This window comes from Streptomyces sp. NPDC001381 (genome assembly GCF_042895685.1).
Classification (GTDB): domain Bacteria; phylum Actinomycetota; class Actinomycetes; order Streptomycetales; family Streptomycetaceae; genus Streptomyces.
The window spans coordinates 559,440-573,745 of the sequence record NZ_JBIAWO010000005.1 but is presented as its reverse complement, the minus strand read 5'-3'; the positions used below and the strand labels follow the sequence as shown (position 1 = coordinate 573,745).

10 protein-coding genes and 2 pseudogenes are annotated in these 14,306 nt (G+C 73.5%); 9 read left to right on the top strand and 3 right to left on the bottom strand.

All coding sequences use genetic code 11. From position 1 onward, the window contains the following. Positions 1–67: 67 nt before the first annotated feature. The 3 genes and pseudogenes from ACFY2L_RS25260 to ACFY2L_RS25250 all read left to right on the top strand — a co-directional run bounded on the left by ACFY2L_RS25260 (position 68) and on the right by ACFY2L_RS25250 (position 5,410). Positions 68–2,143, top strand: a complete 2,076-nt coding sequence (locus tag ACFY2L_RS25260) for a SpoIIE family protein phosphatase (RefSeq protein ID WP_390657634.1) — start codon at positions 68–70, stop codon at positions 2,141–2,143. A 234-nt stretch (positions 2,144–2,377) separates the two neighbouring features. Further along, positions 2,378–3,088 (top strand): annotated as a pseudogene (locus tag ACFY2L_RS25255) (FUSC family protein); the annotation flags it as partial. Positions 3,089–3,499: 411 nt separating this feature from the next. Then, positions 3,500–5,410, top strand: a complete 1,911-nt coding sequence (locus ACFY2L_RS25250) for an FUSC family protein (RefSeq protein WP_390823510.1) — start codon at positions 3,500–3,502, stop codon at positions 5,408–5,410. A 110-nt stretch (positions 5,411–5,520) separates the two neighbouring features. On the opposite strand, the gene ACFY2L_RS25245 is transcribed toward ACFY2L_RS25250, so the two are convergent. Continuing rightward, the gene (locus ACFY2L_RS25245) at positions 5,521–6,888 is read right to left on the bottom strand and encodes a pyridoxal phosphate-dependent decarboxylase family protein (RefSeq protein ID WP_390823437.1); all 1,368 of its coding nucleotides are present in this window, start codon (positions 6,886–6,888) and stop codon (positions 5,521–5,523) included. Positions 6,889–7,062: 174 nt separating this feature from the next. Between ACFY2L_RS25245 and ACFY2L_RS25240 the strand changes: the two genes are divergently transcribed. Next, a complete protein-coding gene (locus ACFY2L_RS25240; RefSeq protein WP_390823436.1) occupies positions 7,063–8,244 on the top strand; it encodes a YihY/virulence factor BrkB family protein in 1,182 nt (393 codons plus the stop codon). A gap of 210 nt (positions 8,245–8,454) precedes the next feature. On the opposite strand, the gene ACFY2L_RS25235 is transcribed toward ACFY2L_RS25240, so the two are convergent. Beyond that, complete coding sequence (locus ACFY2L_RS25235; RefSeq protein WP_390823509.1) at positions 8,455–8,931, bottom strand: SRPBCC family protein; 477 nt, start codon at positions 8,929–8,931, stop codon at positions 8,455–8,457. A gap of 191 nt (positions 8,932–9,122) precedes the next feature. Between ACFY2L_RS25235 and ACFY2L_RS25230 the strand changes: the two genes are divergently transcribed. The 5 genes and pseudogenes from ACFY2L_RS25230 to ACFY2L_RS25210 all read left to right on the top strand — a co-directional run bounded on the left by ACFY2L_RS25230 (position 9,123) and on the right by ACFY2L_RS25210 (position 13,247). Continuing rightward, a complete protein-coding gene (locus tag ACFY2L_RS25230) occupies positions 9,123–9,731 on the top strand; it encodes a TetR/AcrR family transcriptional regulator (RefSeq protein ID WP_390823435.1) in 609 nt (202 codons plus the stop codon). A 171-nt stretch (positions 9,732–9,902) separates the two neighbouring features. Continuing rightward, a pseudogene (locus ACFY2L_RS25225) lies at positions 9,903–10,409 on the top strand (acyl-CoA dehydrogenase); the annotation flags it as partial. Between the two features lie 136 nt (positions 10,410–10,545). Beyond that, positions 10,546–10,647: a putative leader peptide gene (locus ACFY2L_RS25220; protein WP_390657630.1), complete on the top strand. Its 102-nt coding sequence runs from the start codon at positions 10,546–10,548 to the stop codon at positions 10,645–10,647. Between the two features lie 172 nt (positions 10,648–10,819). After that, positions 10,820–11,926: an ABC transporter substrate-binding protein gene (locus tag ACFY2L_RS25215; protein ID WP_390657629.1), complete on the top strand. Its 1,107-nt coding sequence runs from the start codon at positions 10,820–10,822 to the stop codon at positions 11,924–11,926. A 184-nt stretch (positions 11,927–12,110) separates the two neighbouring features. Next, positions 12,111–13,247, top strand: coding sequence for a S8 family peptidase (locus tag ACFY2L_RS25210; RefSeq protein ID WP_390657628.1), 1,137 nt, complete (start codon positions 12,111–12,113; stop codon positions 13,245–13,247). A 64-nt stretch (positions 13,248–13,311) separates the two neighbouring features. Here ACFY2L_RS25210 and ACFY2L_RS25205 read toward each other — a convergent pair whose 3' ends face one another. Beyond that, positions 13,312–14,277 (bottom strand): helix-turn-helix transcriptional regulator, encoded by a 966-nt coding sequence (locus ACFY2L_RS25205; protein ID WP_390823434.1) that lies wholly within the window; start codon positions 14,275–14,277, stop codon positions 13,312–13,314. Between the last annotated feature and the right edge of the window lie 29 nt (positions 14,278–14,306).

Genomic DNA, 14,306 nt, shown 5'->3' with positions numbered 1-14,306 from the left:
CCGTCGGCGCCCCCGGCCTTTCCGGACGCCCCGGGCGGGGGCAGCATGGAGGGAAGGAGGATCTGGGATGACAGCCGAACCCTTCCGGTCCGACGGCGACGCGTACCGCACCGAGGCGGACGAGGCGCCCCCGCCCACCGGTCTGCTGGACGTCCTGAGCGTGTGCGCGATGGTCCTCGACGCCGACGGGCGGATCGTGTTCTGGACCCCGCAGGCGGAGGAACTGTTCGGGTACAGCGCCGAGGAGGCCCTCGGCACGTACGCGGCCCGGCTGTTCGTCCACCCCGACCATCTGAAGGCCGTGGTGCGGCTGTTCGCGGAGGTGCTGGAGACCGGGCGGAGCTGGGCCGGCACCTTCCCCATCCGGCACAAGGACGGCAGCAGCCGCATGATGGAGTTCCGCAACATGCGGCTGCAGGACGACCTCGGGGACGTCTACGCCCTGGGCATCGCGGCCGACCACACGCTGCTGCAGCGCGTCGAGACCGATCTCGCCCTGTGCGAGCGGCTGATCAACCAGTCCCCGATCGGCCTGGCCCTGCTCGACCCCGACCTGCGGTACCTGCTGGTCAATCCGGCGCTGGAACGCATCGACGGCATCCCCGCCGAGGACCATGTCGGCCGTCGTCTCAGGGAGACCCTGCCCCTCCCCGACGTCGACACCATCGAGTCCGCGCTGCGACAGGTGCTCACCACCGGTACGCCGTTGCTCGACCAGTACCACGTGGGCCGCCCCCGGACCGACCCCGACCGGGAGCACGCCTGGTCGCTGTCGTTCTACCGGCTGGAGGACCCCGGCGGGCGCGTCCTGGGCGCGGCCGCCTCGGTCGTCGACGTCACCGAACGGCACCGCGTGGCGGCCGAGGCCGACCGGGCGCGCCGGCGCCTCGCCCTGATCGCCGAGGCCTCCACGCGGGTCGGCACCACGCTGGAGGTGGACCGGACCGCCCGCGAACTGGCCGAGATCGCCGTGCCGCAACTCGCCGACGTGGTCGCCGTGGACGTCCTCGACTCCGCCCTGGCCTGCCGTCGCTCGCGCAGACCGGACGACGGCCCGGAGCTCTTCCGCGCCCTCGCGCTCAAGGCGTCCCACCCGACCGTGGCCCTGCGGGCGGCCGACCCGCCCGGCGACATCGCGGCCTACGACGGCGACCGGCTGGTCACCCTGTGCGTCCACACGGGCCGGCCGGTCCTGGTGCGCCATGTCGGCGACGCCGACATCCCGCGCATCGCCCGGGACGCCGAGGCCGGCTCCCTGCTGGCCCGGGCCGGTGTCCACTCGTACCTGGCCGTGCCGCTGATCGCCCACGGCGAGGTGCTCGGCGCCCTCGACCTCAAGCGCACCCGCAACCCGCTGCCGTTCGACGAGGACGACGTCGTGCTCGCCACCGAGCTGGCCGGCCGCGCCGCCGTGGCCATCGACAACGCCCGCTGGTTCGAGAGCGTGCGCAACACCGCCCTGACCCTCCAGCGCAGTCTGCTGCCCGACCATCCGCCCCACCACGCCGGCCTCGACCTCGCCTCCCGCTACCAGCCCGCCCAGGCCACGAGTGAGGTCGGCGGCGACTGGTACGACGTCATCCCGCTGACCGACGACAAGACCGCGCTGGTCGTCGGGGACGTCATGGGCAACGGCATCGACGCGGCCGCCACGATGGGCCGGCTGCGCACCGCCACCTGCGCCTACGCGGATCTCGATCTCGACCCGGGGGCCGTGCTCCAGCACCTCGACAAGATCACCTGCGATCTCGAGCACTACATCGTGACCTGTCTGTACGCGGTGTACGACCCCCGCACACGGCAGTGCCGGATCGCCAACGCGGGACACATGCCGCCCGCGCTGGCCGGCCCCGGCCACGCCCCCGCCCTGCTCGACCTGCCGTCCGGCGCCCCGCTCGGGGTCGGCGGCATCCCCTTCGAGACGACCACGACCCACCTCGCCCCCGACGACGTCCTGGTGCTCTACACGGACGGCCTCGTCGAGACCCGGCACCACCCCATCGACGACCGGCTGGCCATGCTGCTCACCTTCCTGGACGAGCCGGACCGGCCCCTCGAGGAGCTCTGCGACCTGCTGCTGTACGGCCTGCGCCACCCCGACGACCACGACGACGTGGCCCTGCTCGTCGCCCGGGCCCTGTAGCGGCGGCGGGGTCGGGGCGAGCCGGGCTGCGGCGGGTGCGGGGCCGGTCGACAATGGGGTGGCGGGGCGCGTGTCCGGCCCGCGCACGATGCCTCGGGGACGTCGGCCCGAGAGGAACGTGCCCATGCGCGCCGAGTCTTCGCCGGCTTCGCGGGCTTCGCGGACGGGGGTCTTCATCGCGCTCGCGCCGGGGTCGGGACCGCGCTCACGCGGCGTGCGCGGCGGAGACCCGCCGTGAGGGGCGGGGCGGAGCGGACCACGGTCCTGCACCGGTCGGTTCGGGTCACCCTCGCGGCGTCCGCGGGGTTCTACTCCCTCCTGTACGGCCTCGACGAGCCGCTGCCGGCGCTGTACGCGCTGTTCGCGCCCATCGCCCTGGGGCTGCTGTCCGCCGTCCCCGGGTCCGGGCGGCAACGGGCCGCGGTGATGCTGGGGGCGCTGCCCGTGGGCCTTCTGCTGGTGACGCTGGGGACCGTGCTGGCGGTGCGGACCTGGGCGGCGGTGCTCGGGATGCTCGTGGTCGGCTTCGTCCTGGCCTTCGCGACCGTCGCGGGGCCGCGCCCGGCCGGGGCGGCGCCGGGACTCCAGCTCTTCTACATCCTGGCGTGCTTCCCGCCGTACGAGCCGCGGACCCTCGGACTGCGGCTGGCCGGGCTCACGACGGGCGTGCTGCTGCTGGCGCTGTGCGAGCTGTTGGTCCTGCCGCAGGCCGCCGGGGAGACGTACCGGCAGAGCCTCGCGAGGGCCGTGGCGACCGCGGGCGACACCCTCGCCGGCCGCACCGGCCTCCCGCCCGCCGCGCTGCGCGCCGAGGGCGCACGACTGCGGCTGTCGAAGATCCCGCCCGCGGAACGCCCCGCGGGCCCCGGCCGCGCGGCCCGCGGCCTCGCCCAGGCGGGCTCCGCGACCCGCCGCCTGCTCGACCAGCTGGCCCACCTCACCGAAACAGGCCAACTGCGCGACCTCCTCGACACCGTCGCCGCCCGGACCGGCGGGCCGGAGGGCGACGGGGCGGGGGTGCGGGAGGGCGACGGGGGCGGGGGCGGCGACGGTGTCGGCGTGGGGGCTCGGGGCGGCACGGGGGTGCGGGGCGGCGACGGGGGCGGGGTGCGGGGTGGTGACAGGAACGGGGTTCGGGACGGGGGCATCGGCGAGGGTAGAGGGGGCGACGTCTGGGGTGGGGAGGGGGACGAGCACAGCGTCGGGGACGAGGACGGCGCCAGGGACGAGAACGGCGCCAGGGGCGAGGACGGCGCCGGGGACAGGGGCGGCGCCAGGGGCGAGGGCGGCGCCAGGGGCGGGGGCGGCGCCAGGGGCGGGGGCGGAAACGGGGAGGGCGACAAGACCGGGGCATGGATGGGGACCTGGGACGGGAGCGGGGCCAGGGACACGACCGGACACGGGGACGGAGCCAGGGGTGGGGACGGGACCGGGACCGGGACCGGGGACGGGATGCGGGGCGGTGAGAGGGGCCGTGGGTCGGAAGGTGGCCTGGATGGGGGGAGGGAGTGGGCGGACGGGGCCCGCGTGGCGGACGGCGTGCCGGATGGTGTGTGGGATGCCGTCGGCAGGCCGGACAGCGGCAAGGCCGGCGCAGCCGATGTGGACGGGGCTGCCGCACCGGACGGTGCCGGGGCCGGCGTACCGGGCGGTCAGGAGGCCCGTGTGCGGGGCGGTGGGCGGGCGCGGCGGCGAAAGCGTCGGGACGTGCGGGGTGGTGGCTCTGGGGACGTGGCGTCGGCGTGGTTGCTGCCGCGGGTGGGGGCTCTGTGTGACGTCGGTGCGGCGGCGCTGCGCGCGGGCCGGGTCACGCCGGGACCGTCGCGTCTGGACCGGGCGATCGGCGCGTTCCAGGAGATGCGGTTGCGGCAGGCGGCGGAGCCGGCCGCCGAGGGAGCGGCGCTGGTTCCGGTGCTGCGCCGGCAGGCCGCGCTGCTGGGTGTCGCCGAGTCGGTGCGCGTCCTGGAGATCGCCGTACGGGTCGGCCTCGACGGACGGCGCACCCCGCCGATCGAGCCACGGGAGCTGTTCTGGTACACGGAGGCGTCCACGTCCCGGCTGTGGCTGCGCCGGATCGTCGGCAACATGACCCTCCGCTCGGTGCAGTTCCACAACGCGGTCAGGATCGCGCTGGCTCTCGCCGCGGCACGGCTGGTCGCCGGTTCGTTCGACCTGACCCACGGCTTCTGGGTGCTGCTGGCGGTGCTGACGCTGAGCAGGACCACGGTCGGGGAGACCTGGGCGGCCATGCGCGGGGCGGTGGCCGGCAACCTCGTCGGCGCCGTCGCGGCGGGTGCCCTGCTCATCGGCGTCGGGCAGCACACCGATGCGTACGCCGCGATCCTCGCGCCGGGCATGCTGCTGGCCTTCGCTCTCGGGCCGCTCCTCGGCATCGCGTGGGCGCAGGGGCTGTTCACGCTGGTGGTGGCCACGGCGTTCGCGCAGATCACCCCGGCCACCTGGCGGCTGGCCGAGGCGCGGATCGTGGACGTGGTGACCGGCAGCGCCGTCGGTCTGCTGTGCGCGTTGCTCGCCTGGCCGGCCGGTGCCCGCCGGGAGGTGCGCAGGACCATGGCGGGTCTGCTGCGCGTGTGCGGGCCGCTGATCCAGGACACCGTGGGGGTGCTGACGGCCGTGCCACCGGGCTCCGCACCGCCCCCGCCGACGCTGCCCGTCCTGCACCGGATGCGCCTGGCCGAGTCCGCCTACGCCCAGTTCCGCAGCGAGCCGGCCGCCAGGGGCTCCGCCGGGGCCGACTGGCACGGCGTGCTGATCGCGGCCCACCAGATCCTGCTGGGTGCCCACTGGCTGCCCCGCTTCGACCTGCCCGCGAGCGCCCTGCCGCCGGGCGCGGCGCGAGGGGCGCGGGCCGCCGCCCTGACGGCGGCCCGGACCACCGACCGGCTGGCCGCCCTGTGCGCGGGGGCGCCGGCCCCGACGGAACGACCGCCTCCGGACGGCTTGCCTCCGGACGGTTCGCCTCCGGACGGCTTGCCTCCGGACGGCCCGCGGCCGGAGCCCGCGCCGCCGCCCGCCGCCCCGCTCCCGGCGCTGATCGACCTCGAGATGTGGCTGACGAGCCTGTCCGCCCAGCTCGCCCATGTCGAGACCGGTCTGCCCGGCGCGGGTGACCACGCGGCCGAGGAGGCGACGGGCCCGGCGACGGCCGAGTCCTCGGGCGGACCGGCCGGAGCCCTCACCGGCCCCGGGGGCCACGGCGTCTCCGTCCGCCCCGCACCCCGGCGGCGGGGCGGGCGCGGACGCTAGGCCGTGGCGGGCGACGGGTCGTCCGTGAAGGGGCGGCATCGTGGGGGTACGGCCGGCCCGGGCCGTGGGCGGAGCGCGCTGTCCCGGCGGCGCCGGGCGGCATCCGCCGCTCAGATGTCGGCGGCGGCGCGCCGGATCGCGTCGAGCGTACGCGTCACGTCGTCGTCGGTGGTCGACCAGTTGCTCACCGAGATCCGCAGGACGCGCCGGCCGCGCCACGTGGAACCGCTGATCCACGCCGTGCCGTCGTCGAGCAGCCGGTCCAGTACCCGGTCCGTGCGTTCGTCGTCGCCGAACTCGGCGCACACCTGGGTGAAGACGACGTCGTTGAGGACGCTCGCCCCGTCGATCCCGGCGATGCCGGCGCCGAACGCGCGGGCGTGCCGGCACAGCCGTTCCACGAGGTCCGCCACCCCTGACCGGCCGAGGGAGCGGAGGGCGGCCCACACGGGGAAGGCCCGGCCGCGCCGGGAGAGTTCGGGCACCTTGTCGACGGGGTCGCCCAGTTCGTGGTGGATGAGGTACTCACCGTGCAGCGCCATCGCCGCCCGGAGCGCGGACGGGTCGCGCACCACGGCGAGCCCGCAGTCGTAGGGGACGTTCAGGGTCTTGTGCGCGTCCGTCGCCCAGGAGTCGGCGTGGGCGACGGACGCCGTCAGGTGCGCGTACGCCGGGGAGGCGGCGGCCCACAGCCCGAAGGCGCCGTCGACGTGCACCCAGGCGTCCGCCTCCCGGGCGGCACGGATCGTCTCGGCGAAGGGATCGAAGGCGCCGGAGTGGATGTCACCGGCCTGGAGGATCACGATCGTGGGGCGCCGCCCGCCGACCGCGAGGGCGTGCCGCAGGGCCTCGGGGTCGATGCGTCCCTGCTCGTCCGCCGGCACCAGTTCGGGCCTGCCGAGCCCCAGGTAGCGCAGCGCCAGGTCGACGGCCATGTGCCGGTCCTCGCCGGCGACGACGCGCACGGCCGGCCCGCCGGCGAGACCGTCCCGGGCGACGTCCCGCCCCACGCGCCGCAGCACGGCGTCGCGGCCGGCGGCGAGGCAGGTGAAGTTCGCCATCGTGGCACCGGTGGTGAAGCCGACGGCGCTGCCGCCCGGCAGGCCGAGCAGATCGAGCAGCCAGGCGCCGGCGATCTCTTCCACCGCCGCGTACGCGGGCGAGACGGCACGCATCACGCAGTTCTGGTCCCACGCGCTGACCAGCCAGTCCGCGGCCAGCGCGGCCGGTTCGGTGCCGCCGACGACGAACCCGTAGAAGCGGCCGCTGGGAAACGCGGTGAGCCCCGGCTCGCAGGCCGTGGCGAGCAGGTCGACGACGTCGGCCGGCGGGCTGGGACCGTCGGGCAGGTGGGCGCCGAGCGCGCGCACGATCCCGTCGACCGAGGCGCGGGCGGGGACCCGGCGGTCGGCCAGGCTCGCGAGCCAGCGGACCGCGTGGTCGTGCGCCTGGCGGAGCGCCCTCTCGCGCGCGTCCATACCTCGGACTATGGGACAGTCACCGAGGCCGTGCAAACCGCGGGTCGCACGGGGACGCCCCGCGCCCCCCGGACACGCAGGCCCGGGTACCGGCGCCGCACCACCCAAACGGAAGAAATGTTCTATATATCCGATTTGAGGCATGGGCGCCATCGGACCGGAAACCCGTGCGCAATGGTACGAACACTGAGAAGGCATGGACGACACGGCGGGCACGCCACGGCCGATCGGGAGACCGAGGCCGCGCGAGCCCCGGGGACGCCTCCGGACGAGCGGGTGGACGAGCGGAGGGAGCGGGCACCCGAGACCCGCCCGGAGGAGCGGGAGGAGCGGGCCCGGGAGACCCGGCCGGACGAGCAGATGGAGCGGGCCCCGAAGGCAGGACCGGACGAGCAGGTGGAGCGGCGGGCGCCCGACAGCCCCACGGAGCTGCCCAAGCGCTCCTGGATGGCGGTACTGAAGGGCACCCTCAAAGAGTTCAAGAAGGACGAGCTGACCGACCGGGCCGCGGCCCTCACCTACTACGGCATCCTGGCACTCTTCCCCGCGCTGCTCGCGCTCGTGTCGCTGCTCGGCATCGTCGGACAGTCGGCCACGCAGGCGGTGCTGGACAACATCCAGAAACTCGCCCCCGGCCCCGCCCAGGACATCCTGCGCAACGCCGTGCAGCAGATGCAGGGCAACTCCGGGCTCGGCTCGGTGATGGCGGTCGTGGGGCTGCTGCTGGCGGTGTGGTCGGCGTCCGGGTACGTCGCCGCGTTCATCCGCAGCGCCAACGCGGTCTACGACATCCCCGAGGGCCGTCCGGTGTGGAAGGTGCTGCCGGTGCGGGTCGGGGTGACCGTCGTCCTGATGGTCATGGCCGTGGTCAGCGCCCTGATCGTGGTGTTCACCGGCGGTCTGGCCCGGGAGGCGGGCACGGCGCTCGGCGTCGGCGACGCGGGACTCACGGCATGGTCGATCGCCAAGTGGCCGGTGCTGGTGGTGCTGGTCATGATCATGATCGCGATTCTGTACTGGGCCACACCGAACGCCCGGGTCCGCGGCTTCCGCTGGATCACCCCGGGCAGCGTCCTCGCGCTGGTGATCTGGATGATCGCCTCGGCCGGGTTCGCGCTGTACGTGGCGAACTTCGGCTCGTACAACAAGACCTACGGCGCTCTCGCGGGCGTGATCATCTTCCTGGTGTGGCTGTGGATCACCAACCTTGCCATTCTGCTCGGCCTGGAGTTCGACGCGGAGCTGCTCCGCCAGCGCGCCGTCGCCGGGGGCCACCCGGCCGACGACGAGCCGTACGTCCAGCCGCGCGACACCCGCGCGTGGGACGAGGAGGACCGCCGGCGGCTCGGTTCCTGACCGGGCCGGGACGGCGGCGTCGCCGAGCGGCGGCTCCGCCGGTCAGGCGGCCGCGCCCTGCGCCTGGCGCTCGGTCGGGCCGCCGGGACGCCAGGGCACCGGCCGACTCCGTGATGAGCAGCCGGGCGCCGGCGGTCCGGCGGGCCCCACACCGTGCCAACGGCATCCGCGTGCCCGTCCCCCTGGGCGGAACGCCCTGTTCCCGGCTTGTCAGAGGGTCGAGCCGGGGTCCCCGGGCCGGATGCGTCCGCGCCACGACCCCGTCTCGCCGCCGCGCTTCTCGACGTAGTCCTTGAAGCGGTGCAGGTCGCCCTTGACCCGGCGGTCGATCATGCCGAGCATGTCCGCGCCCTTCTCGGCGACGCCCGTGGGCTCGAGGTCCATCGTGAGCTCCACCCGGGTGTGCGAGTCGTCCAGCCGCTCGAACCTCACCGATCCCCGCTGCTTGGTGTCACCGCCGACGGCCCGCCATGTGATCCGGTCGTCCACCAGTTGGTCGACGATCTCGGTGTCGAACTCGCGCCGCACCCCGCCGATCTTGGTGACCCAGTGGTTGTGCCGGTCGTCGAGCTGCCTGACCTCCTCGACGCCCTCCATGAAGTTCGGGAACTCCTCGAACTGCGTCCACTGGTTGTACGCGGTGTGGACGGGCACCTCGACGTCGACCGCTTCCTTCACTGTGCTCATCATCGCCTCCAAGCTGACGGTTCTCGGGCGGGGCCGGCCGGCCCCTGCCCTGTCCGAGCGACCCGAGTACCCGGGTGCGCCCATCCGAAGACCGCCGGCTCGGCTTACAACGCGTCAAGGGTCGGTGCGACGCGTATCGCGTGCGGCCGGTGCGCAGGTCCGACCTGGCGGCGGCGCGTTACGATCCGGTCATGGCCAACCTGCGAGAGGCCCAGAAGCAGATGACGCGCCGTCTGCTGCTGCAGTCCGGGCTCGAGATGTTCAGGACCAAGGGGTACGCCGCCACCACGGTCGACGACATCGCGACCGCCGCGGGCACCACCCGCGTGACGTTCTACGCGTACTTCTCCTCTCGCAGCGAGCTGATGAAGGCCCTCATCGACGAGCAGCTCAACGAGGTGCTGCGGCGCGGCAGCTCCCCCGAGCAGGGCTCCACGGGGCAGGACCTCGGCGCCACCGTGGCCGACGGGACGCCGGAGGCGATCGCGGCGTGGCTGCGGCGGACCGCCGACAGCTGGCCCGCCATCCGGCCGATCATCCGTATCGGCCGCGATGCCGCGGTGGTCGATCCGAACCTCACCGGCCTGGTCGAGCGCTGGATGGAGGAGGCCATCAGCGAGATCGAGGACGGACTGACGACGGCCGGGCGCTTCGAGCCCCACCAGCGCCGCTTCCGGGGCGTCCTCGCGATGGCCGAGCTCGACTACGTCGCCCAGAACTGGGACCGCTCCGACTGGAAGCTCACCCGCGACCAGATGCTCGACGAGCTCACCACCAGCTGGGCACGGCTGCTGACCTGACCTGCCGGGCCGGGCCGGGCCGGCACACGCGACATCGTCTCTTCACATGTCGTGCTGGTGCGCCAGCGCACCTCGCACGCCTCGCACGCCCCGCGCAAGGACCGCGGGCGACCACATCGTCTCCAGCACGTCCCTGTACGGCGGCACCTACAATCTGTTCCGGCACACCCTGCCGTTCAGGAACCGCACCTGACGCTGACCAGGACGGCGAGGGGGTACGCACTCGACGGCCGGCAGAGCTGCACCACGGGGGTCCTGGTCGCCGACCGCCTCGTCGTGCGGGCCCGGCGGCCCGACACCGGCGAACCCCTCGCCGTCACCGTCGATACCGCTCACCGCGGCGTGCGGGTCGAGGGCGACGCCGACACCTTCGGCCAGCGGCTCGCGGCCGCCGGCAGCGTCGAGTTGGACGCCGTACCGGTCTCCGCTTCCGACGTGTTCTGCTCCCTGTCCGCGGACGAGGAGGTTTTGACGCCCCTGTCGGCCCTCACCGCGCCGATCGGGCGCCTCCTCTCGGTCCAGCTCCTTCTCGGCATGACGGAGGGAGTGCTCGCCGAGGCCCGTGAGTACAGCAGGGCGGGCGGCTCGGCCTGGCATCCCGCCCGGTCCGCCTCCGCGCTCACCGAGCAGGCGCTGAAGGCCGTGCACGGCGGGCTGGCACGCGGCGAAGACCTCACGTCGGGTCGCCCGCCGGTATTTGATCTCACGAAATGAGAGAGAGCGGTCCATCATACGAACACCCCCTTGGGGTACGCGCCGTCCTCTGTCACGATCCCCATCAACCAGGTAGGAAAACTAGGGATCGAGGGGTGGCATGAGAACGCTCGACTGCGCGCTCCGGCCGCTGCCCCTTCTGACCACGCGCCGCCACATCGATCTCGGCCGTGCGTCCAGTGCCCTCTGTCGGCCCCTCTGACGCCGCAGAACCTGATTCGGCCGACCACCGCCACATCCCCACGTCCCGCTCCTCCTCCCGCGACGGCATGCCCGCCGTCCACGGCCCGGAGTGGACCGTCGGGGTGCGCCGACAGGCGCCCGCCTCACCTTTTCGCACCTCGCTGCTCACCCACCCCCGAGAGGACAACTCCGTGTCTGCCGCAAGACCGTTCACCACCCTGCGCGCCATCGCCGTCACAGCCGCCCTTCCCCTGCTGCTCACCGCCTGCGGCTACGGTTCCGAGTCCACCGACGACGGCAAGCAGACCACGGCCGCGGCAGGCGCCGAAAAGCTCTCCGCCGACACGGTGAAGATCGGATACTTCCCCAACCTCACCCATGCCACCGCCCTGGTGGGCGTCCAGGAGGGCCTGCTCCAGAAGGAGCTCGGCGGCACCACGATCAAGGCGTCCACCTTCAACGCCGGCCCCTCCGAGATCGAGGCCCTGAACGCCGGTTCCATCGACATCGGGTGGATCGGCCCCTCCCCCTCCATCAACGGCTACACCAAGTCCGACGGCAAGAACCTGCGCATCATCAGCGGTTCGGCGTCCGGCGGCGTGAAGCTGGTGGTCGACCCGAAGAAGATCAAGACTCTCGCGGACGTCAAGGGCAAGAAGATCGCGACCCCGCAGCTGGGCAACACCCAGGACGTGGCGTTCCTCAACTGGATCGCGGAGCAGGGCTGGAAGGTCGACGCGGAGAGCGGCAAGGGCGACGTCTCCGTCGTCCGCACGGACAACAAGATCACCCCGGACGCCTACAAGTCCGGCTCCATCGACGGCGCGTGGGTGCCGGAGCCGACCGCGTCCAAGCTGGTCGCCGAGGGCGCGAAGGTCCTGCTCGACGAGTCGACCCTGTGGCCCGACAAGAAGTTCGTGATCACGAACATCATCGTGTCGCAGAAGTTCCTCGCCGAGCACCCCGACGTGGTCGAGGCCGTGCTGCGCGGCTCGGTGAAGACCAATGAGTGGATCAACGCCAACCCGGAGAAGGCCAAGGCGTCCGCCAACACGGCGCTGGAGAAGCTGTCGGGCAAGGCGTTGCCCGCCGACGTCATCGACCCGGCCTGGAAGTCCATCACCTTCCTCGACGACCCGCTGGCCTCCACCCTCAACACCGAGGCGGAGCACGCGGTGAAGGCCGGCCTCCTGGAGAAGCCCGAACTGAAGGGGATCTACGACCTCGCACCGCTCAACAAGGTCCTCAAGGCCGAGGGCAAGGACGAGGTCGACGACGCCGGTCTCGGCGCCGAGTAAGCACCACCGGAACGCCACCCGCCGTCCGCCGACCCGATCGACGCGGACGGCGGATCCCCGGCCCCGCACGCCCGTGCCGCCACAGGAGTGGTGGCACGGGCGCGCACCGATCCCCCCGCCCGCCGCGCCGGAACCGCCCGCCCCCCGTGGTCGTCTTGTGCGCTGACTGTGTACGAAGCGGGATGTGGGGGACGTTGTGACGCGGAACGTGACGAAGGCCGGCCTGATGGTGGTGGCCATGGTGACGGTGCTCGGGGCCACGGCCTGCGGCGGTGGAGCAGGCGCGGCGGGCGGCGGGAGCGGCGGGACGATCCCCGCGCACGGCAAGGGGGAGGCCGTGTCACCCTCCGCGGGCGGGGCGTCGTCCGGATCGGCGGCGGCGTCCGACGACGCCGTGGGGACGCTCTCCGGGAACGCGCGGGCCGCGGCTTCGCCGGTCACCCGGCGTGTGCCGTGGAACCTGGACATTCTGGACCAGCGGTCGCGGCCGCTGAACGGGAAGCTCACCACCACCGCCACGGGCAAGGGTGTTCACGTCTATGTGATCGACACCGGGATGGACATCGCGCACAAGGAGTTCGGCGGTCGCGCCCGTCTCGGCGCCGACTTCGTGGGCCCGAAGGATTCGGGTGACTGCTTCAGCGAGGAGGGGACCGGCCACGGCACCTTCGTCGCGGGCGTCATCGGCGGGGCGAAGTACGGGGTGGCGCCCAAGGCCGAGCTCGTACGGGTCCAGGGCATCCTGTGCGAGAGCGGGGGCGGCGGCTCCCCGGCGGCGGCCGAGGCGGCCCTGGTGAAGTCGGTCAAGTGGGTGACCGCGCACGCGCAGAAGCCCGCGGTGGTGAACATGTCCCTCAACCTCGACCACCGGTCGGCGGCCCTGGAATCCGCCGTGAAGAAGATGGTCGACGCGGGCATCCCGACCGTGGTGTCGGCCGGCAACTTCCATGACGACGCCTGCAAGCACTCCCCGGCCGGCGTCCCCGGCACCATCGTCGTGGCGGCCTCCACCTCGAACGACCGCGTGTGGAGCGACGGTGGCTCCTACGGATCGGGGTACGGACGGTGCGTGGACCTGTACGCCCCCGGCCAGAAGGTGACCGCCGCCCTCGCCGGCGGCGGCACGGTCACGGAGACCGAGGGCGCCACCTCCTGGGCCGCTCCGCATGCGACCGGCGTGATCGCCCTGTACCTGTCGGCACACCCCCACGCCACGGCCGACGAGGTCCACGTCTGGCTCGACCGCACGGCCACCCGTGGAGTCGTACGCGGCGTCCGCTCCGACACCCCCAACCGGCTGCTGAACACCGGCGGCATCTGACCTGAGCCCGCCGACCGCCCTGCGACATCACCGCCGCGCGTGAGGGTGCCGGAGACGACGCGCGTTACCGGGAGTGGCCGTTCGCGTTGTCGTCGAGGAGTTCCCGGGTACGGCGCAGCAGGGCTTGCCGTACGGGCTCCGGTGACAGGACGCGCAGGGGTGTGGCCAGGCTGAGGAGGTATCCGGCGAGCCCGTCCGCGTCGGGACCGCCGACGTCGACGATCGTGGCGTCGGGGCCGTCGGGACGGTGGGAGCCGACGGTCGACGGGATCAGCCGCAGGGCTTGATCCATGGACACGGGGAGGCGGATCGTCGCGGAGAGCGGGTAGGGGCCGGTCGCGACGGAGCGGGAGACGAGCAGCGCGGGGTCGGGTGGGTCGGTGAGTTCCACCGGGTGCCCGGTCGGCTGGAGCCGGTCGACCCTGTCCGCCCGGAAGGTCCGCCATTGGCCGCGCGTCACGTCCCGGGCGACGAAGTACCACCGGCGGCCCGTGTGGACGAGGCGGTACGGGTCGACGTCCCGGACCGTGGCCTTACCCTCCCAGTCGCGGTACGACAGGCGGGCGCGCTCGCCCCGGCGGCACGCGGCGGCCAGTTCCAGCAGCGTGCCCGGCGAGATCTGAGGGTCGTCGGGTCTGGGCGTGTGCACGAATGCGGCGTCCATCTCACCCAGCCGGTCCGCGATCCGCCGCGGCAGGACCTGCCGCAGTTTCAGCAGCGCCGACAGCGCGGCCTGGTCGCCGCCGAGAGCGCCGCTCAGCGCCGCCTCGCGCAACCCGACAGCCACGGCGAGTGCTTCCTCGTCATCGAGGATCAGCGGCGGGACCCGGGATCCGGCACGGAGGCGATAGCCGCCCCACGGCCCGGGATCGGACTCGACGACGTAGCCGAGTTCACGGAGCTTGGCGATGTCCCGCCGCACCGTGCGCGCGGTGACCGCCATCCGGTCGGCCAGCTCCCCGCAGGTCCAGGACGGCCGGGCGGCCAGCAGGGAGACCAGTCGCAGCAGGCGGGCGGATGCGCTGAGCACATGGTGAAGTCTTCCACATGACCAGGACC

Coding starts and splice junctions, on each gene's coding strand:
- ACFY2L_RS25260 (WP_390657634.1), top strand. CDS start 68: ATGACAGCCGAACCCTTCCGGTCCGACGGCGACGCGTACCGCACCGAG.
- ACFY2L_RS25250 (WP_390823510.1), top strand. CDS start 3,500: ATGGGGACCTGGGACGGGAGCGGGGCCAGGGACACGACCGGACACGGG.
- ACFY2L_RS25245 (WP_390823437.1), bottom strand. CDS start 6,888: ATGGACGCGCGCGAGAGGGCGCTCCGCCAGGCGCACGACCACGCGGTC.
- ACFY2L_RS25240 (WP_390823436.1), top strand. CDS start 7,063: ATGGTACGAACACTGAGAAGGCATGGACGACACGGCGGGCACGCCACG.
- ACFY2L_RS25235 (WP_390823509.1), bottom strand. CDS start 8,931: ATGAGCACAGTGAAGGAAGCGGTCGACGTCGAGGTGCCCGTCCACACC.
- ACFY2L_RS25230 (WP_390823435.1), top strand. CDS start 9,123: ATGGCCAACCTGCGAGAGGCCCAGAAGCAGATGACGCGCCGTCTGCTG.
- ACFY2L_RS25220 (WP_390657630.1), top strand. CDS start 10,546: ATGAGAACGCTCGACTGCGCGCTCCGGCCGCTGCCCCTTCTGACCACG.